At 64.9% G+C, this 20,336-nt stretch carries 16 protein-coding genes; 5 read left to right on the top strand and 11 right to left on the bottom strand.

The window, feature by feature from the left end; genetic code table 11:
* Positions 1-153 precede the first annotated feature (153 nt).
* The 7 genes from trmD to ffh form a co-directional block, all read right to left on the bottom strand.
* Positions 154-960 (bottom strand): tRNA (guanosine(37)-N1)-methyltransferase TrmD, encoded by an 807-nt coding sequence (gene trmD / locus AC5RTB_RS15275; protein WP_494061904.1) that lies wholly within the window; start codon positions 958-960, stop codon positions 154-156.
* On the bottom strand, positions 960-1,553 hold the full coding sequence (rimM, locus tag AC5RTB_RS15280; protein WP_494061905.1) for a ribosome maturation factor RimM: 594 nt from the start codon (positions 1,551-1,553) through the stop codon (positions 960-962). The genes trmD and rimM overlap by 1 nt, the downstream gene beginning before the upstream one ends.
* A gap of 96 nt (positions 1,554-1,649) precedes the next feature.
* A complete protein-coding gene (locus tag AC5RTB_RS15285) occupies positions 1,650-1,892 on the bottom strand; it encodes an RNA-binding protein (RefSeq protein WP_026543804.1) in 243 nt (80 codons plus the stop codon).
* A 1-nt stretch (position 1,893) separates the two neighbouring features.
* The gene (gene rpsP / locus AC5RTB_RS15290) at positions 1,894-2,298 is read right to left on the bottom strand and encodes a 30S ribosomal protein S16 (RefSeq protein WP_494061906.1); all 405 of its coding nucleotides are present in this window, start codon (positions 2,296-2,298) and stop codon (positions 1,894-1,896) included.
* Positions 2,299-2,483: 185 nt separating this feature from the next.
* Complete coding sequence (locus AC5RTB_RS15295) at positions 2,484-3,368, bottom strand: VOC family protein (RefSeq protein WP_494061907.1); 885 nt, start codon at positions 3,366-3,368, stop codon at positions 2,484-2,486.
* Between the two features lie 92 nt (positions 3,369-3,460).
* Positions 3,461-4,150 carry an alpha/beta fold hydrolase gene (locus AC5RTB_RS15300; RefSeq protein WP_494061908.1) on the bottom strand — a complete coding sequence of 230 codons (690 nt, stop codon included), beginning with the start codon at positions 4,148-4,150 and terminating at the stop codon, positions 3,461-3,463.
* A 64-nt stretch (positions 4,151-4,214) separates the two neighbouring features.
* A complete protein-coding gene (gene ffh / locus AC5RTB_RS15305) occupies positions 4,215-5,798 on the bottom strand; it encodes a signal recognition particle protein (protein WP_494061909.1) in 1,584 nt (527 codons plus the stop codon).
* A gap of 112 nt (positions 5,799-5,910) precedes the next feature.
* Here ffh and AC5RTB_RS15310 point away from each other — a divergent pair, with 112 nt between their 5' ends.
* Positions 5,911-7,335, top strand: coding sequence for a glucose-6-phosphate dehydrogenase (locus AC5RTB_RS15310; protein ID WP_494061910.1), 1,425 nt, complete (start codon positions 5,911-5,913; stop codon positions 7,333-7,335).
* A gap of 93 nt (positions 7,336-7,428) precedes the next feature.
* On the opposite strand, the gene AC5RTB_RS15315 is transcribed toward AC5RTB_RS15310, so the two are convergent.
* From AC5RTB_RS15315 to ftsY, 3 genes are all read right to left on the bottom strand, one after another.
* Entirely contained in the window at positions 7,429-7,767 is a 339-nt protein-coding gene (locus tag AC5RTB_RS15315) for a P-II family nitrogen regulator (protein ID WP_490888917.1), read from the bottom strand.
* Positions 7,764-9,071: an ammonium transporter gene (locus AC5RTB_RS15320; protein WP_494061911.1), complete on the bottom strand. Its 1,308-nt coding sequence runs from the start codon at positions 9,069-9,071 to the stop codon at positions 7,764-7,766. The genes AC5RTB_RS15315 and AC5RTB_RS15320 overlap by 4 nt, the downstream gene beginning before the upstream one ends.
* Before the next feature lie 261 nt (positions 9,072-9,332).
* A complete protein-coding gene (ftsY, locus tag AC5RTB_RS15325; RefSeq protein WP_494061912.1) occupies positions 9,333-10,538 on the bottom strand; it encodes a signal recognition particle-docking protein FtsY in 1,206 nt (401 codons plus the stop codon).
* A 66-nt stretch (positions 10,539-10,604) separates the two neighbouring features.
* On the opposite strand from ftsY, the gene AC5RTB_RS15330 reads away from it, so the two are divergent.
* On the top strand, positions 10,605-11,867 hold the full coding sequence (locus tag AC5RTB_RS15330) for an MFS transporter (protein ID WP_494061913.1): 1,263 nt from the start codon (positions 10,605-10,607) through the stop codon (positions 11,865-11,867).
* On the opposite strand, the gene smc is transcribed toward AC5RTB_RS15330, so the two are convergent.
* Positions 11,842-15,429, bottom strand: coding sequence for a chromosome segregation protein SMC (smc, locus tag AC5RTB_RS15335; RefSeq protein WP_494061914.1), 3,588 nt, complete (start codon positions 15,427-15,429; stop codon positions 11,842-11,844). The genes AC5RTB_RS15330 and smc overlap by 26 nt on opposite strands.
* 270 nt (positions 15,430-15,699) lie before the next feature.
* On the opposite strand from smc, the gene AC5RTB_RS15340 reads away from it, so the two are divergent.
* The 3 genes from AC5RTB_RS15340 to AC5RTB_RS15350 are packed head-to-tail and all read left to right on the top strand — an operon-like array spanning position 15,700 to position 20,308.
* Positions 15,700-16,722, top strand: a complete 1,023-nt coding sequence (locus AC5RTB_RS15340) for a 3-oxoacyl-ACP synthase III (RefSeq protein WP_494061915.1) — start codon at positions 15,700-15,702, stop codon at positions 16,720-16,722.
* Entirely contained in the window at positions 16,716-19,316 is a 2,601-nt protein-coding gene (locus AC5RTB_RS15345) for an alpha/beta fold hydrolase (RefSeq protein WP_494061916.1), read from the top strand. Before AC5RTB_RS15340 ends, AC5RTB_RS15345 begins: the two co-directional genes overlap by 7 nt.
* Complete coding sequence (locus AC5RTB_RS15350) at positions 19,313-20,308, top strand: NAD-dependent epimerase/dehydratase family protein (RefSeq protein WP_494061917.1); 996 nt, start codon at positions 19,313-19,315, stop codon at positions 20,306-20,308. Before AC5RTB_RS15345 ends, AC5RTB_RS15350 begins: the two co-directional genes overlap by 4 nt.
* Positions 20,309-20,336 lie beyond the last annotated feature (28 nt).

Below are 20,336 nucleotides of genomic sequence, written 5' to 3' on the forward strand. Positions count from 1 at the left end.
AACGACGAAGACCTGCACGCAGGCAATTGCCGTTGAAAATTCGTACCGGCGCGCCCTTTGGCGAATTCCGGTGTGCCGTCCTGTTGGCTACGCTCCCCCTGTGGCAGGCGCGTACCAGTTGGCACGAGCTTCAATTATGCCACAGGCGGCGCTTCACCTGGAATCGGACGGTGAATCGGACGACGGCGGTACAACCGGCCGCACCTTCCCATCGACGACCGCGTAACCCGCCACGGAGAGAACTCTCAGGTCCGCGGCATCCAACGTCCCGGCGTCGAGCTTTTCCAGAAGATCCGGCCGGCGGGTTGCCGTCCTGCGCAGCTGCTCATCCCTGCGGTGCCGCGCGATGCGGGCATGGTTGCCGCTGAGGAGCACGTCCGGGATGTCCAGCTTCCGCCAGGACGAGGGCTTCGTGTACACGGGATATTCCAACAGTCCGTCGGAGTGCGACTCCTCGATGAGGGACTCCGGGTTGCCAACAACTCCGGGAAGCAGCCGCGCCACTGCCTCCACCATTGCCAGGACAGCCACCTCACCGCCGTTCAGTACGTAGTCGCCCAGGCTGAGCGGACGTACGTCGAACGATTCTTCGGCCCATTCGATTACACGTTCATCTATGCCCTCGTAGCGCCCGCACGCAAACACCAGATGTTCTTCCTGGGCCAGTTCGTGCGCCATCGCCTGAGTGAAAACTGCTCCAGCCGGTGAGGGAACCACCAGGACCGGGCGCGCCCCACCGCGCACACTCTCCAGTGCCTGTGCCCACGGCTCCGGCTTCATCACCATGCCCGCGCCGCCGCCGTACGGAGTGTCATCGACCGTGCGGTGCCGGTCGGTCGTGAAGTCCCGGAGATTGTGAACGGTGAGGTTGAGAAGCCCGTCCTGCCGCGCCTTCCCGATCAATGAGAGATCCAGGGCGGCGAGGTACTCCGGAAAAATGCTGACAACGTCGATACGCACTAGCTACCGTCAGCCTTCTTCTCAGCGCCGATACCCTCTGCCTGATCGAACTCTGCCTGGTCGGCTTCTGCCTGGTTGGACCCGGGAAGGTTCAGTTCCAGCAAGCCCTCCGGCGGGGTCAGGAGCACGAAGCCGCCCTCGACGTCGACCTCGGGAACAATCTCTTCCACGAAAGGCACCAGGATCTCCTCGCCGTCGGACCGCTCAATGATGAGCAGATCCTGGACGGTCATGGTGCGCAGCGCGCTGACCCTGCCAACGACTTCGTCTCCAACGCGAGCCTCGAGCCCCACCAGTTCGTGCTCATACCAGGCGTCATCCTCGTCGTCGGCAGTCTCGTCGGATTCGATGAAGAGCTTCGCTCCGCGCAGCACTTCAGCGGCATTCCGGTCGGCAACTTCTTCGAAGCCAAGAACGAGAATTTCCTTGTTCCATCGCGCGCTGGAGACGGTGAGCGGCCCTTGCGCCGCCGGCTCGACACGAAAGACAGCGCCAGGTTCGAAGCGCTCCTCGGGTGCGTCTGTGAACAGCTGGACGGTTACTTCACCCCGAATACCGTGGGGCTTTCCGATGCGGGCGACCTGCAGATCCATGGGTTCTCCGTGTATAGGTGGCGTGTCAAACAGTAAAAAAGTCCGGCCCCAACACCTGTGTGGTGGGGCCGGACTTCAGGCATTTTGTGCTGCTGATCAGCGGCGGCGGTCAGTGTCCACGACATCGACCCGCACCGGCTCGCCATCCGCGAGGGCGGAAATGACGGTGCGCAATGCGCGTGCCGTTCGACCCTGACGACCGATCACGCGGCCGAGGTCCTCCTGATGGACGCGCACCTCGAGAGTCTCACCACGACGGTTCGACTTGGAGGAAACCTGCACATCATCAGGGCTGTCCACGATTCCGCGGACTAGGTGCTCCAGCGCTTCAGCGAGCAACTTACTCAGCCTCGGTAGCTTCAGCCTCGGACTCGTCGGCCTTCTTGCTCTTCGGGGTGATGGCCTCAGGAACGATGACCGAGCCCTTCTCAGGAGCCGTGAAGGACTCCTTGGGAGCCTTGGTCTTCAGGGTGCCTTCCTGGCCCTCGATGCCCTTGAACTTCTGCCAGTCACCGGTGATCTTCAGGATCGCGGCAACCTGCTCTGAGGGCTGTGCACCGACGCCAAGCCAGTACTGTGCACGGTCCGACTTGACCTCGATGAACGAGGGCTCCTCGGTGGGGTGGTACTTGCCGATTTCCTCGATGGCGCGTCCATCGCGCTTTGCGCGGGAGTCCATGACGACAATGCGGTAGTACGGTGCGCGCATCTTACCGAAGCGCTTCAGGCGAATCTTTACGGCCACTTGTGTGGTCACTCCTTGTTGATCAAAAGGGCGAACTCCGGTTTCTGCTCCCGTGGGGCGGGCCATACATTGGAGTCCTAGAGGACACAATGCGCGCAGAGAGAGGGGCTGCGCGGATTGGGTACGGATCCATTGTGCCAGAAGTTCACGCCTACTAGCGACTTCGGCCCGGTATGGGTCGCGTCTTACCGGACGGCGACGCGGAGCTTGTTCCGCCACGGGTCTTCGAAGCGCAGCTCCAGGCCGGTGTGGTGATGCCCGATGCCGGCGCCCTTCAGGCGCTCGGCAAGCGCCCCGACCTCATCCGGGTGGGGCACCCGGATGAGGACTTCTCCCAGCCCGAGGGTGTCCTTGCGGGGACCGGCACCGCGGCTGTTCCACACGTTCATCGCCATGTGGTGGTGGTATCCGCCGGCGGAGACGAACAGTGCCTGGCCATGCCAGCCGGCAGTCCGCTCGAATCCGAGCGTGTTGACGTAGAACTGTTCCGCGGTCTGGACATCACCCACCTGCAGATGGACGTGCCCGACGCCGGCAGCCGCCTGCTGCTGGTGCGCAACGGACTCTTCAGTGAGGTTGCTTTCGAGGTATTGCCTTGGAGGGAGCGGCGCGTTGTCCATGACGACGGTGCGCCGGCCCTCGCTGATGGTCCAGTCCCAGGTGTCACGCGGCTTGTCGAAGTACAGCTCGATCCCGTTTCCTTCCGGATCCGAGAAATAGAATGCCTCACTCACCAGGTGGTCCGCGCTTCCCACATACCGGCCTTCGGCGGACTGTGCTGCCTGTGCAGCGGATGCGACCGTTGCTGCAAGGTCAGCGCGGTCGGGGAACAAGAGCGCGGTATGGAAGAGGCCGGCCTCCGTGGGTGGCGGCAGCTTGAGCCCGGTTGCGGCCGAAAGATGGATCAACCGCTCATTCCCGCGGCCGAGGTAGAGGCCACCGTCAGACTCGGCAATATCAACCAGGCCGAGCGCGCTCCGGTAGTAACCGGCCATACGGTCGAGATTCCCAACTGTGAGCATCACGGTGCTCATCGTGGTATCCGCCGGCATCAGGTCTTTTGTATTCATGGTGTCCTCCAAGCATGTGGTTCACTCATCACAACTACTTGAAGATTAAACTTATTCCCTGACAGCTCCGACTCAGACGAACGGCGACGGAATCAATGGCTCGCGACAAACTCACGGATGAGGGCGTTGCCCTCATCCGTATCCTGCGGACGATGCCCGCCTCCAACAACCCTGTGCATGGCACCGGTTCCCGCGAGGTACTCCGCCACCTCTTCATAGAGCGGCTCCCAGCCACCGGTCAGGACGAGAGTGGGCACACCGGGAACAATTGTCAGCGGCGCCGTCCACGGCGGCGCCTGAAGCCTGAGACGCCGGGCACGGTGACGATCTTCGGCGGTATCGAGCGGCCGCGGTTCGGAAGCGAAGACCGCACGCGCAAATTCGCGATTGAACTCTTCATCAGTCAATTCCGCTGCACGTGAGAACAACGGGTCCACCCGGGCGCGGTGCGCCGCTGTTGCCGGCAGCTCCTCCGTGAGGGACAGGCACGCCGGTTCGGCAAGAATGAGCGACTGAACCAGCTCTGGCCGCTCAACCGCAAGCATCATTGCAGCAACGGCGCCCTGCGATGCGGCCACAAGGTGGCCGCCCTCCCCCAGCGCCTCCTCCAGGATCCGCTGGTCCGCGGAGAAATCGGTTGGGAGCGGAGCTGCAACGGGGTCGAAGCCGTGGCGGCGCACGAACAGGCAATCGAACTCGAGCGCCATTCCGTGTTGTCTCGGCCAGGCCGCCGCACCGAACGTTCCCGCGCCATGCACGAAGACAACGCGATCGCCCTTCATGACCTCAACCTAGCTGCCGCGCCGGACAAACCGGGCCGGACGGCGTTACCACCGTTTGGACGGTCTATTTCCCGAGAAACTTCTCGAACCCCTTCGGAAGGTTCAACGACGCCGGGTCGAAATCGTTCTGCTGGCCGAACGCTGCACCGGTGGGCACCGACGCACGCTGACCGTTCCGGCGGGCCTCCGCGGCAGCAGCCTCCTGGGCAGCCTTCGCGGGATTGCCCGAGCGCGGCTTCTTCTTCCCCTTGGCGTTCGCCTTACCCTTCCGTGCACCACCACTGAAGCCGCCGGGACCCGGCACCCCCGGCATACCGGGAATACCACCACCGGCAGCCATCTTGCGCATCATCTTCTGCGCCTGCCCGAAACGCTCCAGCAGCCCGTTCACCTCAGAGACGTGGACGCCGGAACCGCGCGCGATGCGGGCTCGCCGTGAGCCGTTGATAATTTTCGGAGCAACCCGCTCATGCGGGGTCATGGAGCGCACGATTGCCTCGACCCGGTCAATCTCGCGCTCGTCAAAGTTTTCCAGCTGCTGCCGCATGTTGGCGGCGCCGGGCATCATCATGAGCATCTTCTTCATGGAGCCCATGTTGCGGATCTGCTGCATCTGCGCGAGGAAGTCGTCGAGGGTGAAGTCTTCCTGATCGGCGAACTTCTTCGCCATCCGGGCAGCCTCGTCCTTGTCCCACGCCTGCTCCGCCTGCTCAATCAGGGTGAGGATGTCGCCCATGTCGAGGATGCGCGAGGCCATGCGGTCCGGGTGGAAGACCTCGAAGTCCGTCAACGCCTCGCCGGTGGAGGCAAACATGACCGGCTTGCCCGTAATGGACGCGACCGAGAGGGCGGCACCGCCGCGGGCGTCGCCGTCGAGCTTGGTAAGGACGACGCCGGTGAAGTTGACGCCCTCGTTGAAGGCCTGCGCAGTGTTCACTGCATCCTGGCCGATCATGGCGTCGATGACGAAGAGCACTTCGTCCGGGTTGACGGCATCGCGGATATCGGATGCCTGCTGCATGAGCTCGGCATCGATGCCGAGGCGACCGGCAGTGTCGACGATGACGACGTCGTGAAGCTTGGTCCGCGCCTCGGCGACACCCTGGCGGGCTACCTCCACGGGGTTGCCGGTGGCGGCCTCGAACTCCGAGCTCACGCCCGGATGCGGAGCAAAGACGGGAACACCGGCGCGCTGCCCATTGACCTCCAGCTGCTTGACCGCGTTGGGCCTCTGGAGGTCACATGCGACCAGCAGGGGGCTGTGGCCCTGACCCTTGAGCCATTTGGCGAGCTTTCCGGCCAGGGTTGTTTTGCCCGCGCCCTGCAGGCCCGCGAGCATGATGACCGTCGGCGGGTTCTTGGCGAGGCGGAGCCGGCGTGTCTCGCCGCCGAGGATGCCAACGAGCTCCTCGTTCACGATCTTGACGACCTGCTGCCCCGGGTTCAACGCCTGGGAGACTTCGAGTCCGAGGGCGCGTTCCTTGACCTGCGCGGCGAAGGCTCGCACCACCGGCACGGCGACATCCGCGTCGAGCAGGGCGCGACGGATCTCGCGGACCGTTGCGTCAACGTCTGCCTCCGACAGACGGCCCTTGCCGCGGAGGTTCTTGAAGGTCGCTGTCAACCGGTCTGAGAGTGAATTGAACACGGTGCGTGAACTGCTTTCCTCGAACGGAGTGGATTCAACTATCTAGGGTATCAACTGGGTTCGCTCCCACGGGCAGCAGACAGCCACCCCCCGGCAGTGGCAGGGTGTAAGGGTGACTACTCATGCGATTGACGAACAGGCATCCGGGCAACAGTTCCGGGGGCAGGCAATTCGTACGCTGTTGATTCTCGGCGCCTCGGGCGACCTGACAGGCAGGCTGCTGTTGCCCGGGCTCGCCCGGCTGGTCAGGCACGGAAAGGCCGAAGGGCTCGCCCTGGTAGGGGCCGGATCCGATGCGTGGAATGCGGAGGACTGGCAGAAGCGACTGGCCACCTCATTTGCCGCCGCGTCGCCTGATTCCGGCACCCGGGACGACGGCGGCGCCCTGGCAGAAATCTGCGCCGCCAGTACCTATCATCAGGTCGACGTCACGGCGAAGGGGGCGTTGGCAGAACTCATTGCCGGGCTGGAACCGCCGGTTGCGACCTATTTCGCGCTGCCCCCGGCCATCAGTGAAAAAGCCTGCGCCACGCTCGAGCCGGAAGATCTTCCGGAAGGCTCCCGCCTGGTGATGGAGAAACCGTTCGGCACCGACACGGAATCGGCAACCCGGCTGAACACGATCCTCAGCCGGCTGGTACCTGAGGACCACATCCACCGTGTTGACCACTTCCTCGGCAAAGCCACCGTGCTGAATATCCTCGGCCTCCGCTTCGCGAACCGCCTGCTGGAACCGGTGTGGAACAGCCTCCACATCGATTCCGTGGACATCGTGTTCGACGAGAAACTGACGCTCGAGAACCGTGCACGCTATTACGACGGCGCCGGCGCCCTGAGGGACATGATCCAGAGCCATCTCCTGCAGGTGATGGCCCTTATCGCGATGAACGCGCCGTCAACCCTGCATGAAAGGGATCTGCGGGATCATATCGGTTCGGTGCTGCGCGCCAGCTCGGTGCACCCGGACTTCCGGACCAGCACACGTCGGGCCCGTTACACCGCCGGCAGCATCGACGGACGCGACGTACCAAACTATGTGGATGAAGACGGTGTCGATCCGTCCCGCGGAACCGAGACGCTCGCTGAAATAGTCGTGTCGATCAACAACGACCGTTGGGCGGGGGTGCCGTTCCGGTTGCGGTCAGGAAAGTCGCTCGGCCGGACCCGCAAGGAAGCAGTGATCACCTTCAAGCCGGTAAACCACCTCCCGGACGGCTTCACAGGGGTTGACTCCCCCACCCGGCTAAGGATCGGGTTCGGCCCGGACACGCTCGAGCTGGACATCGACGTGAACGGACCCGGCGACGTGTTCTGCCTGGACCGGGCAACTCTGCAGGCAAAGCTGAATGCCTCTGACCTGCTCCCCTACGGAGAGGTTCTCGACAGCGTGCTCTCAGGCGACCCCACGCTGTCCGTTCGCGGGGATACCGCTGAGGACTGCTGGCGCATAGTGGAGCCGGTACTCGCCGCCTGGGACGCGAACGAGGTTCCCATGGACGAATACCCTGCCGGGTCCGCCGGCCCATCAAACTGGTAGCGGCGGCCACATCCGTTGGCGCTTACTCCCATCTGCAACAACAAAGGACAGGCCGCGTGGTAATCACGCGGCCTGTCCTATGAGTACGGATTGTCAGAGGGCTGCTTCGCCTCTTTCGCCTGTGCGGACACGGACTGCGTCCTCAACGGGGAGGACCCAGACTTTGCCGTCCCCGGCGCGGCCCGTGTTGGCCGTCGAGACAAGCACGTCCACGATGTCAGTGACGGAGGAGTCCGACACAAGGACCTCGACCCGGGCCTTCTGGAGCAGGTCAACGGTGTATTCCGCACCGCGGTAGACCTCGGTGTGCCCACGCTGGCGTCCGTAGCCGCTCGCCTGGCTGACGGTGAGTCCCTGGACTCCGTAGTTCTCGAGAGCTCCCCGCACGCTATCCAACTTGTCGGGACGAACGATCGCTGTAACTAGTTTCATGAGTTCACCTTCTGCTCGGCCGCGTCGGCGACGGGAGCCTGACTGGTTGCGTGGAACGGGTGGAACTGTCCTCCAACGCCCAGCCCGCCGAATTCGTAGGCAGTCTCTGCGTGTTCGGAGAGGTCAACGCCGGATACCTCGTTGTCGGGGGTTACCCGGAAGCCGATGGTCTTGTGAATTGCCAGACCGATCAGGGCCGTCATCACCGCGGACAGCGTGACCGCTACAAGCACGGAGACGATCTGTGCGACGAGCTGACCGGCACCGCCGCCATAGAACAGGCCGCCACCTTCGCCATCAACCGGCATTGCGATGAAGCCGATCGCGACGGTTCCCAGAGTGCCCGCCACCAAGTGCACGGCCACCACATCGAGTGAGTCGTCAAAGCCGAGCTTGTACTTCAGGCTCACGGCCAGCGCACACACAGCGCCGGACACAAGTCCCAGTCCGACGGCGCCGATGGGGCTGACGCTTGCACAGGCCGGTGTGATCGCGACGAGACCGGCGACGATACCGGAGGCTGCACCGAGGGAGGTGGGGCGGCCATCGCGGAAGCGTTCAGTGACGAGCCAACCGACCATTGCCGCTGCCGGTGCTGCCATGGTGTTGACCCAGATCAAGCCCGCTTCCTCGGCAGTACCCGCGGCACCGCCGTTGAAACCGAACCAGCCGAACCACAGCAGTGCCGCACCAAGCATGACGAGGGGAACGTTGTGCGGGCGGTGGGCCGGGTCCTTGCCGAAGCCCTGTCGTTTGCCGAGGATGATCGCGAGGACCAGAGCGGCAACGCCTGCGCTGATGTGGACGACGGTTCCGCCGGCGAAGTCGATGGCCTCACCGACTGCACTGCCGACGGCACCTTCGGCGCTGAGCAGGCCGCCTCCCCACACCATGAATGCCAGCGGGCAGTAAACGGCGGTGACCCAGATAGGCACGAAGAGCGACCAGGCTCCGAATTTGGCCCGGTCTGCGATGGCACCGCTGATGAGCGCGACTGTGATGATCGCGAACGTTACGCCGTAACCGGCGCCGATCATGTCTTCCGTCCCGATGAGTCCTTCAAGCCCGAATGAGGCGAAGGGGTTTCCGAAGAGCTGGGCGACACCGTCGCCGCCGGTCATCGAGTAACCCCAGAGCACCCACACGATGCCTACCAGGCCCACAGCGATAAAGCTCATCATCATCATGTTCAGGGCTGCCTTGGCACGAGTCATGCCCCCATAGAAAAATGCCAGTCCGGGGGTCATGAGCAATACCAGGGCGGCGGAAACCATGACCCAGACGTGACCTGCTGTCAGATCCATCTTTACGTCCTCTCGCGAGTGGCGGGCACTTCCCGCTGTCAAAAAGTCTCGCAATGGCGTGTTTCGTCGTCTTGGGAATTGTGTTGCCGGGACGTTACGGGCGATTCACCGACGTAAAGAGTGCGTATCGGCCATGTTTCCTTCGTGTTTCCTGGACGCAGGAATAGCGCCGGGGCCTGTTAGACAAGTACGCCCCGCTAGGATCACTTCCTTCGCGGGGCGTACCGGGTGCCGACTGCGCAGTGCACCTGAACTTCGACGTCAGTTCAGCAGCGCGTCCACGAATTCTTCTGCGTCGAACGGCGCCAGGTCATCGGCACCTTCACCGAGGCCGATCAGCTTCACCGGCACACCGAGCGAGCGCTGGATGGCCACGACGATGCCGCCCTTTGCGGTGCCGTCCAGCTTGGTGAGGACAATTCCAGTGATATTGACGACCTCGGCGAAGACCCTCGCCTGGTTGAGACCGTTCTGTCCGGTCGTCGCGTCAAGGACCAGCAGCACCTCATCGACGGTGCCCTGCTTCTCGATGACGCGCTTCACCTTTCCGAGCTCGTCCATCAGCCCTACCTTGTTCTGCAAACGGCCGGCCGTGTCGATCATGACGACGTCGACCTCTCCCTCAATTCCGGCCCTGACAGCTTCGAAGGCAACCGACGCGGGATCGGCGCCGTCGACGTCGGACTTCACGGTTGGCACCCCGACCCGCTGTCCCCAGGTGGCCAGCTGCTCAGCAGCGGCGGCCCGGAAAGTGTCTGCTGCGCCGAGCAGCACGTCCTTGTCTTCGGCCACGAGGACACGCGCGAGCTTGCCCACCGTGGTGGTCTTGCCGACGCCGTTCACGCCGACCACCATGACAATGGCGGGGCGGTCCGCGTGGCGGTAGGTGGCTAGGGAACGGTCCATGGTGGGGTCGACGAGTTTGATCAGCTCGTCCCGGAGCATGTCCTTGACCTCTTCGGGGCTGCGGCTGCCGGCGATCTTGACCCGCTGACGGAGGGCATCCACGAGCTCACCGGTCGGTTCGGTACCGAGGTCGGCCAGGAGCAGAGTCTCCTCGATCTCGTCCCACACGTCTTCATCGATGCGGTCACGGGAGAGCAGGGCCAGAAGGCCCTTGCCGAGAGCATTGTTGGACTTGGCGAGCCGCGCCCTCAACCGGGCCAGGCGGCCCTGTACCGGGTCCGGAGTTTCGACCGGAATGGTTTCGACGCCGGTCTGGGTTTCCTCGAGGTCACGCAGGTCATCGGGAACAATGACATCGGGTCCGGGGTCGAGGTCCGTGGGCCTCTCGAGCGTGTCAGTGCCTGCTCGGCGCGCGGCGATACCGCCGTCGTCGTCGGAGTCCCGCGTGGTGGTATAGGTACCCGGCGGCGTGCGGCGGGAGCGCACGAGCAGGGCTGCAAGGGACCCCAAAAGGGCCAAGGCTACGACTACGTAAATTACTATCGGGAGGATCTCATTCACGCTCCCAAGCTTCTCACACGGCCAGCAGACAGACGGGGGGCGAAGAAGCTGGGAGAATCGTGAATCGTGGTTGCTTCTCGAAACTTTCTCCGACGCGCCAAGCAGGACCGGGATACCGAAGAACGCCCGCGCCTGCCGCGGGAACTGAAGGTCCTCATCGCCGCGGCGTTTGTCATTGCTATCGGCTTCGGGCTGGTTGCACCGGTCCTCCCCCAGTTTGCGCAAAGCTTTGGCGTGGAGGCGACCGCCGCGGCTGTCATCGTGAGTGCTTTCGCGTTCACCCGGCTGGTCTTCGCGCCCGCTGGCGGCAAGCTCGTTGAGCGTCTCGGTGAGCGGCCCGTGTACGTGGCGGGGCTGCTGATCGTAGCACTGTCGACGGCAGCGACCGCGTTCGCTGCCGACTACTGGCAGCTGCTGATCTTCCGCGGACTCGGGGGCATCGGCTCGACCATGTTCACCATTTCGGCGATGGGCCTGATTGTCCGGATGGCGCCGGCGGGGATGCGCGGGCGGGTAACAGGCGCCTACGCGTCGGCGTTCCTTCTCGGGAGCATCGGCGGGCCATTCCTGGGCGGGCTGCTGGCCGGGTTCGGCCTGCGGGTTCCGTTCCTGGTCTATGCCGGCGCTCTGCTGGTAGCGGCCGCCGTCGTCTTCTTCCAGCTCAAGGACACGACGCTGGGCAGTCGGAAAGGGGCCGCAGCGCAGCCGGCGCTCACGGTGCGGGAGGCGGTTCGCGACTCAGCGTACCGCGCAGCGCTGGTGTCCGGGTTCGCCAACGGTTGGGCATCATTCGGGGTCCGGATGGCCCTTGTTCCACTGTTTGCGGCGGCCGTGCTGGGAGCAGGCCCGGAAGTGGCGGGTATCTCGCTGGCCTTCTTCGCGGGAGGCACCGCGCTCGCGCTCACTGTCTCGGGCAGGCTCGCCGATTCAGTGGGCCGGAAGCCTCTGGTGCTTACCGGGCTGGCGGTCAACGGCACCGCGATGGCGTGCCTCGGCCTGACCGGTGACGTGGTGACGTTCCTGGTCGTCTCGGTGGTTGCGGGCATCGGTGCTGGAATCCTCAACCCGGCCCAGCAGGCAGCGGTTGCCGACGTCATCGGGAACGATCGAAGCGGCGGCAAGGTTCTGGCAACCTTCCAGATGAGCACCGATACCGGAGCTATCTTCGGTCCCATCCTTGCCGGCCTGCTGGTGGATGCGTTCTCCTATGGCTGGGCGTTCGGGCTGACCGGTGTCACGGCTCTCGCGGCCTTCCTGATGTGGCTGGCCGCACGCGAAACCCTGGTCGACACGGGCCGATCCGTCACGCGTCCACCAGCCGCTGGCTGATCACTGTGGACACGCCATCACCCCTCATGGTCACTCCATAGAGCGCGTCCGCGACTTCCATGGTGCGCTTCTGGTGGGTGATGACGATGAGCTGGCTGGACTCACGCAGTTCCTCGAAAATGGTGATGAGCCGGCCGAGGTTGGTGTCATCCAGGGCCGCCTCGACCTCGTCCATCACGTAGAACGGCGACGGCCGCGCCTTGAAGATCGCCACCAGCAGCGCGACGGCGGTCAGGGACCTTTCGCCCCCGGAGAGCAGTGAGAGCCGCTTGATCTTCTTGCCCGCCGGCCTCGCCTCGACCTCGATACCCGTGGTCAGCATGTTCTCCGGGTCGGTCAGCACAAGACGGCCCTCGCCTCCCGGGAACAGGCGCCCGAAGACCCGCTCGAACTGCTCAGCTGTGTCACGGTAGGCGGCGGTGAACACCTGCTCCACCCGCTCATCGACCTCGCGGATGATGTCGAGCAGATCCTTCCGGGTGGCTTTCAGGTCCTCGAGCTGCGTGCTGAGGAACTGGTGCCGTTCCTCGAGCGCCGCGAACTCCTCAAGTGCCAGCGGATTCACCTTGCCCAGCGCAGACAGGTCCCGTTCGGCACGCTTGAGCCGCTTTTCCTGCTCCTCGCGCACAAACGGCACGCCCTCGCGGATCGGTGTGCCGTCGTCGTCCACGGCCACGCGCAGTTCCGCCCATTTGTCCGCGGACTTGGCCGCCGTAGGCACCGGCTGGTCCGGGCCGTACTCCGCGACAAGGTGGTCCGCGGTGAGCCCGAGCTCATCAATGGACCGGTTCTCCAACGACTCGATCCTCAGCCGCTGCTGAGCGCGGGCCAGTTCGTCCCGGTGCACGGAGTCGGTCAGCTCTGCCAGCTCGATCATCAGCGCATCATTGCCGCTGCGGACGGCGGCAAGCTCGGTCTCCCATGCTGACCGCACCTCTTCGGCAGCGTCCCGTGCCCGGCCGGCGCGGTCAACGGAGACATCAAGGAAGGCGAGCGCCTGCACGACTGCTTTCCCGACCGCGGCAGCCTTGGCCCCCTGAAGCCTTCGAATCCGCGCCCGTTCCGCAGCCTGTTCGCGGGCCTTCCGTTCCGTCTGGGCGGCATGCTCCAGTGAAGCGGCCCGGTTGGAGGTTGCCCGCAGCTGCTCCTCCGCGCTGCGCAGCGCGAGCCGCGCCTCCATCTCCGCCTGGCGGGCGTGGGTGGCGGCGAGCGCGAGCATGTCGCGCGTCCGGGTGTCGGGTTCAACGTCCGCCGGGGCGTTCTGGACCTGGGCAAGCCGCTGGGTGATTTCCTCCAGGCGCGCCTGCTCCGCAGCGAGATTTCCCTCCGCGGTCTCGGCCAGGCGGGTCAGGCGCTCCGTTTCACCCGATGCCGAGCGGAGCACGGATCCAAGCTGGCCGAGCTTCTCGGCTACTGCTGCAAGCCGCGCGTCCGACTCGTGAAGCCGTTCAAGCGCTGCATCTGTCCGTTCCTGCGCCTCCTGGCGCTGGGCGGTGGCCGCCGAGATACCGAAGCGGGCGCGCTCGTACCGCTCAGTGACGATGCGAAGGGCTTCAGTAGCCTCGTCGACGGCGGCCTGGACCTCGAGGGTGCCGGGAGCTGCGGCGGTTCCTCCCCGCACCGACACGGCCGTGTAGACGTCGCCTTCGCGGGTGACTGCAGTCAGTAGCGGGTGCTGCTGCACCAGATCGGCGGCGTCGGCCAGGGAATCAACGACGACGACGGCGGAGAGCATCGTTCGGACCGCGCCTTCCAGTCCACCCTGGGTGGAAACGAGCGAGGCGGCCGCGCGGCGGCCGTCGGGCAGGTCGCCGCTTGCCGGGGCGCTCTCAGCGCCAGCCGCCCCGTCAGCAGACGAGACCAGCAACTCGACCCGGCCGGCGTCGTCGTCCTTCATCCGGCGAAGGGCGGCACCCGCTGCCTCCAGCGAATCGACCGCTACGCCTTCGGCCACCGTGCCCAGCGCTGCCGCAATGGCGGCTTCATAGCCCGGCTCCACAGTCAACAGCTCAGCGACAGGACCGAGTACCCCGTCCATACCGGCGTCCAGCAGCGTGCGTGAACCGTCCTTGCGCTTCAACCCCAGCCGCAGCGCCTCGATACGTGCCTGCAGCGCATCGCGTTCCCTCTCTGCGGTCCTCTCTTCGGTGTGGAGTTCCTCCAGGGTTTCAAGCACGGCGTCGAGGGCAGCGCTGGCTTCCTCATAATCGGCGTCGAGGCTTTCCTCTCCCTCTTCTGCGCCCGCTACCTGGGTTTCGAGGGCCGTGAACTCGCTCTGCGCACGACGGCGGCGTTCCGCAACTTCGACGACGGAGTCACGGAGCCTTCCCAATTCCGCCTCTGCGGCCTCGACCCGGGACCGCGCTGCACCGACCTGGCCGGACAGCCTCGCCAGCCCCTCGCGCCGGTCGGCAGCTGCCCTCAGGAGGGAGGCGAGGTGCTGCTCCTCCGCGGCCGCTGCGTCTTCGGCTTCGGCCCGTTGTTCCAGCGCGTCCTCGAGCATGTCGGAACGCTCAGCGATATGTTCCTCCAACTCGGCCTGCTCTGCCCGGACCAATGCAGCCTGCCGGTCCAGCTCATCCGGATCCCGTCCACTTTCGGCTGCCGTATACACCGACCCCAGCAGACGACGCCGTTCCTCAGCGAGGGTGCCGAGGGAGCGGAACCGCTCGCGAGCGGAGGAGAGTCGATACCAGGCATCGCGTGCTGCGTTCAGCCGCGGTGTAGCTTCTGCGGCGAGGCGCTCAAGCTCAGCTTGCCGGGATCGCCCCGACTCAAGAAGGGCCTCAACCTCTGCCCGCCGTTGCTTCAAGGCTGTTTCGTCGGCGATCTCCTGCTCGAACGTGGTAGTCAGCTGGACCAGGTCGTCAGCCAGCAGGCGTGCGCGTGCATCGCGGGCCTCGAACTGCACCTGTTGGGCCCGGCGTGCAATGTCTGCCTGCTTACCGAGCGGCGTCAGCTGCCGGCGGATCTCCCCCGTGAGGTCCGTGAGGCGTGTGAGGTTCGCCTGCATTGCCTCCAGTTTGCGGACCGTCTTTTCCTTGCGCCGGCGGTGTTTCAGGATTCCGGCTGCCTCCTCGATGAAACCGCGCCGGTCTTCCGGTGTTGCGTGCAGGACGCGGTCCAGCTGGCCCTGCCCCACGATGACGTGCATTTCCCGTCCGAGCCCGGAGTCGGAGAGGAGTTCCTGGATGTCGAGAAGACGGCAGCTGCTGCCATTGATGGCGTATTCCGACCCACCGGCCCGGAAAAGCGTGCGGGAGATCGTCACTTCCGAATATTCGATCGGCAGTGCGCCGTCGGCGTTGTCGATGGTGAGCGACACCTGCGCCCGGCCCAGCGGGGGCCTTCCGGAGGTGCCCGCGAAAATGACGTCCTCCATCTTCCCGCCACGGAGGGTCTTCGCCCCCTGCTCCCCCATCACCCAGGCCAGAGCGTCGACAACGTTGGACTTGCCGGAGCCGTTGGGACCGACCACGGCGGTGACTCCGGGTTCAAAGTCGAAGGTCGTTGCAGAGGCAAAAGACTTGAAACCTCGAACGGTCAGACTTTTCAGATGCACGGGTCTCGGGTTCTCCGATCGGGATTGTTACCCCACAATCTACTGTGTTCACGGCTATTTCAGGGGCATTTCGCCCGGCACGGGCCCCTCTCGCGTCTGCGGGGCGAGATGCCGTTATCTGCTGGAGGAACTAGGCTTTCTTCAGGATCGTTAGTAACCGAAGTATGCTTATCATTTCCAGATTGGCATTCACTGCCGGCAATGCGCTATCGGTTCCGGTGCAGCAAAGAGCGGACCAGCGGATTATCCGCGGAACACTAGGCAGGAAATTTGACCGGTAATTCTAACTTCCGACATCACAACACCGCGCTCATAGGCGTGGAAAGTGTTGAGGCACCGGTCATTATCACCTCCTCAGAATTCGATCGAATACTCTCTCCGGCTCTCAGACGCCTGCGGCTCTCAAAGGGTCTCCTGCAGCGCGTGGCCGGCATTACCGAGCGGCGTTGGTGGGCCCCCGGTACGGGCTTCGAAGACGGAGCCATCGAGGCAGGCGCGAAGGCGCTCGCCTCTTCCGGTATCGAAGCCTCCCAGATCGGTCTCCTGATCAACACATCGGTTTCGCGCACTAATCTTGAACCGTCCGTCGCCGTGAAGATCCATAACGGGCTTGGACTTCCCTCCTCCGCCATGAACTTCGACGTCGCCAACGCTTGTCTCGGTTTCGTCAACGGCATGACGCTGGCGGCCAATATGATCGAAGCCGGGCAGATTCAGTACGCCATGATCGTCAACGGGGAAGATGCCCAGGCAACGCAGGAAGCAACGCTTCGCCGCCTGAATGAACCGACCGCTACACGGGGGAGCTTCATGCAGGAGTTTGCGACCCTGACCCTGGGCTCCGGTGCTGCTGCGGCAATTCTCGGTCCCGCCGACCTGCACCCGGGTTCCCATCGGATCCTCGGGGGTGTTGCACGGGCCGGGACCGAACATCACGAACTGTGTGTCGGCGGTGTCGACGGCATGTACACCAACGCCCAGGGGCTGCTCGATGGCGGTCTCCAGCTGGTGGTCGAGGCCTGGAACGAGGCACAGGAAGACTGGCAGTGGGCGGACATGGACCGGTACATCACGCACCAGGTGAGCACCACCCACACAGCCGCAATCATCGACGCCGTTGAACTCGACCCGACGAAGGTCCCGCAGACCTTCCCGCGATGGGGAAACGTCGGACCTGCGTCGCTGCCCATGACGCTCGCATCGGAGGCGCAGACGCTGACCACAGGCGACCGCGTACTGTGCATGGGGGTCGGCTCCGGTCTCAACACCGCGATGCTGGAGATTGAGTGGTAGAACTTCCCGGCGTCGACCCGGCGTGGTCGGCCTATCTCGACGTGCCATCGACCGCTGGAGTGGATCCCGAAGGGACTGTCAACCGCTGGCACTACCTGGACAACCTGCCCTCCCTGAGCGGTGAGGTTCACGGCACGCTGCTGTGTGTGCACGGAAATCCGACCTGGTCCTATCTTTGGCGCTGCCTGCTGGCCGCAGGTGTCCGACACGGCTGGCGCGTCGTCGCTGTCGATCAGCTTGAGATGGGCTTCTCCGAGCGGACGGGACGGAAACGGCGGCTCGCCGACCGCGTTCGCGACCTCGAGGACTTCGTCTCCTCGCTCGGGCTGAGCGGACCGCTGGTGACCGTCGGCCACGACTGGGGCGGAGTCGTCAGTCTCGGATTCGCCGACCGCAACCGTGCCGACCTCACCGCGGTCGTCCTCACCAACACGGCCATCCACCAGGACCCGGGCTCACCCATCCCCGCGCCGTTGCGCCTCGCACTCAACGGCGCTGTTCACCGGATGGGAACATCGACCACGCCCGCTTTCCTCGAGACAACGCTGGCGCTGGCGCGCCCACGCCTCTCCGGTGATGTGCGTGCCGCCTATCGCGCGCCTTACCGCTCGGCGGCCCGGCGTCGGGGCATTGAGCAGTTCGTCGCCGACATCCCCGTCGGTCCGGAACACCCAAGCCACGCAGACCTGACCCGGATCGCCGAAGGCATACGGTCCCTTCAGGTACCAGTGCTCATGCTCTGGGGCCCGGGCGATCCCATCTTCTCCGACACGTACCTCGAGGACCTTGTCCGGCGCCTTCCCCAGGCCGATGTGCACCGGTTCGAAGGTGCGAGCCACCTGGTTATTGAAGACCGCGACATCGCCACGCCGCTCTTCGATTGGCTGGATCAACCCACCGCAAACGACGACGGCCGGCCGGCACATGGTTCCGACGGAACCTTTATACCGCTATGGCAGCAGATCCGGGAACGGGGCAGCGGTCCGGCTGCGGACACGCTCGCTATCGCTGACATGGGGCACGACGGCGCGGTGGCCAACTCGCGCTCCTGGCGGGACTTGGACGCCCAGGTCAGCCGCCTCGCTGCGGCGCTGAACAGGATCGGTGTGACGGCCGGCAGCCGGGTCAGCCTGATGGTTCCCCCGGGCATCGAACTGACCGTTCTCATCTACGCCTGCCTCCGTCTCGGTGCTGTGATAGTCCTTGCGGACGCCGGGCTTGGCGCCAAAGGACTGAGCCGGGCAGTCCGCGGCACGGTGCCGGACTTCCTGGTCGGCATTGAACGGGCACTGGCCGCCGGTCGAGTCTTCGGATGGCCAGGCGTCCGCATCAGCGTTGGACAGGTGCCGCCGGCGCGTGCCCGCCTGCTCAGGGTGAACCACCGACTCGAGGACCTCGCAGCAGAGCGCATCACTTATGATGGCGCCGATCCGGCTCCCGACTCGGACGCGGCGATCCTCTTCACCTCCGGATCAACAGGACCGGCGAAGGGGGTCGTGTACACGCACCGCCAGTTGTCCGCAATGCGCGACACCCTCGCTGCCACTCTGGATCTGGTGACCGGCAGCGCGCTGGTTGCGGGATTTGCTCCTTTCGCCCTCCTCGGCCCCGCACTGGGAGCAGCTTCCGTCACCCCCGATATGGATGTCACCGCGCCGCGTACGCTGACAGCGCGTGCTCTATCCGATGCCGCCGCTGCAATCGAAGCCACCACGGTGTTTGCCTCCCCCGCCGCCCTGCGCAACGTCCTCGCTACAGCCTCGGGCATCACTTCTCACGGAAAACAGGCGCTCCAGCGGGTAAAGGTCGTGCTCTCGGCTGGGGCGCCCATCCCCGTAACCCTCCTTGAGCACCTGCAGCCACTGGTGCCGAATGCCTCACTGCACACCCCCTACGGAATGACCGAGGCGCTTCCTGTCACGGACATACAGCTGGAGCAGATTCGCGAAGCTCTCACCGGATCCGTAACAGGAGCGGGCAACGGCGTTTGTGTGGGCAGGCCCGTTCCAGGGGCAGAGATCAGGGTCAGTGCGCTCGATCACCAGGGCCTGGCCTCAGGCGAGCCCTCAGCGGAACCGGCCGTCACCGGTGAGATTCTTGTCCGTGCTCCCCACGTCAAGGACCGCTATTACCGGTTGTGGGTTACCGAACGCGAATCCTCGCGTACCACGGGCTGGCACCGTACCGGCGACGTGGGGCACCTTGACGCGGAGGGGCGACTCTGGGTGGAAGGCAGGCTCGCGCACATCATCACGTCCCCGAACGGCGTCGTCACGCCGGTGGGTCCCGAGCAGACGATCGAACAGCTCCGGGAGGTCCGTCAGGCAGCCGTTGTTGGTGTTGGCCCATCGGGCACCCAGGCTGTGGTCGCCGTCGTCGTGACTGCTGACGGAACGAGCGCCGCCGGCCTTGCTCCGAGCAGTCTGTCCAAGAGCATCAGGAAGGCGCTCCGGCCGAGTGGAGTACAACTCGCTGCCGTGCTGACCCTTCCGTCTCTTCCCACGGACATCCGTCACAACGCGAAAATCGACCGGATAGCCGTGGCGAGCTGGGCTGAGGAAGTTCTCGAGGGGCACAGGAGGAAGACGCCGTGAAGGTCCTTGTCACCGGCGCCAGCGGGATGCTTGGGAGCGCCGTAGCCTCCCTGCTCGTGCGGAATGGGCATGCCGTCCGAACTTTCCAGCGCCGTCCCTCCGGGGTGCCCGGTGCCGTCGACGTCTCGGGCCATCTGACCGACCCTACGGCCGTAGCGCGCGCTGCAGCCGGGGTTGATGCCGTTATCCACCTCGCAGCAAAAGTGTCGTTCACGGGCGGTATCGATGAGTTCCACCGGGTCAACGTACTCGGAACAGCGGATCTCCTGAAGGCCGCCAGGGCAGCCGGTGTCGTGCGGTTCGTGCACGTTTCCTCGCCATCGGTGGCCCACGCGGGACGATCGCTGTTTGGGGCCGGCGCTGAACCGGCCGATCCTGATCACGCGAGGGGGTCCTATGCCCGCACCAAGGCGCAGGCGGAAATCCTCGCCTTGGGCGCAAACGACGACAGTATGTCCGTCGCCGTCATCCGGCCACACATCGTCTGGGGGCCCGGCGACACCCAGTTGGTGGAGCGGGTCCTCAACCGTGCCCGCGCGGGCAGGCTGCCACTACTCAGCGGCGGTACCGCGCTCGTCGACACAACCTATGTGGACAATGCCGCATCGGCCATCAGTGCCGCACTGGAGCGCATGGAGTGGGTGCGCGGGTTGCCGCTGGTTGTCTCGAACGGCGAACCGCGGCCAATCGGTGAACTCCTCGGGAGCATCTGCTCAGCCGGCGGTGTGCCGGAGCCGCGCAGGTCAGTCCCCGGGTGGCTCGGCAGAGTGGCAGGAAGCGCCGTTGAGACCCTGTGGCGGGGTTCAAACCCCGACGGTGAGCCACCGATGACCCGGTTCCTCGCCGAGCAGTTGTCCACGGCGCACTGGTTTGACCAGCGGCAGACCAGGTCCCTGCTGGACTGGACACCTGAAGTGAGCCTGGACGAGGGCTTTGCACGGCTGGCAGAGCACTACAGCAGCCGAACACCACGGCATTCCTCCGTTTCCTGAGTCTTCGCCCTTCCTTGAGTCCTCACCA

The sequence above is a fragment of the Arthrobacter sp. M71 S08 genome (assembly GCF_059089725.1).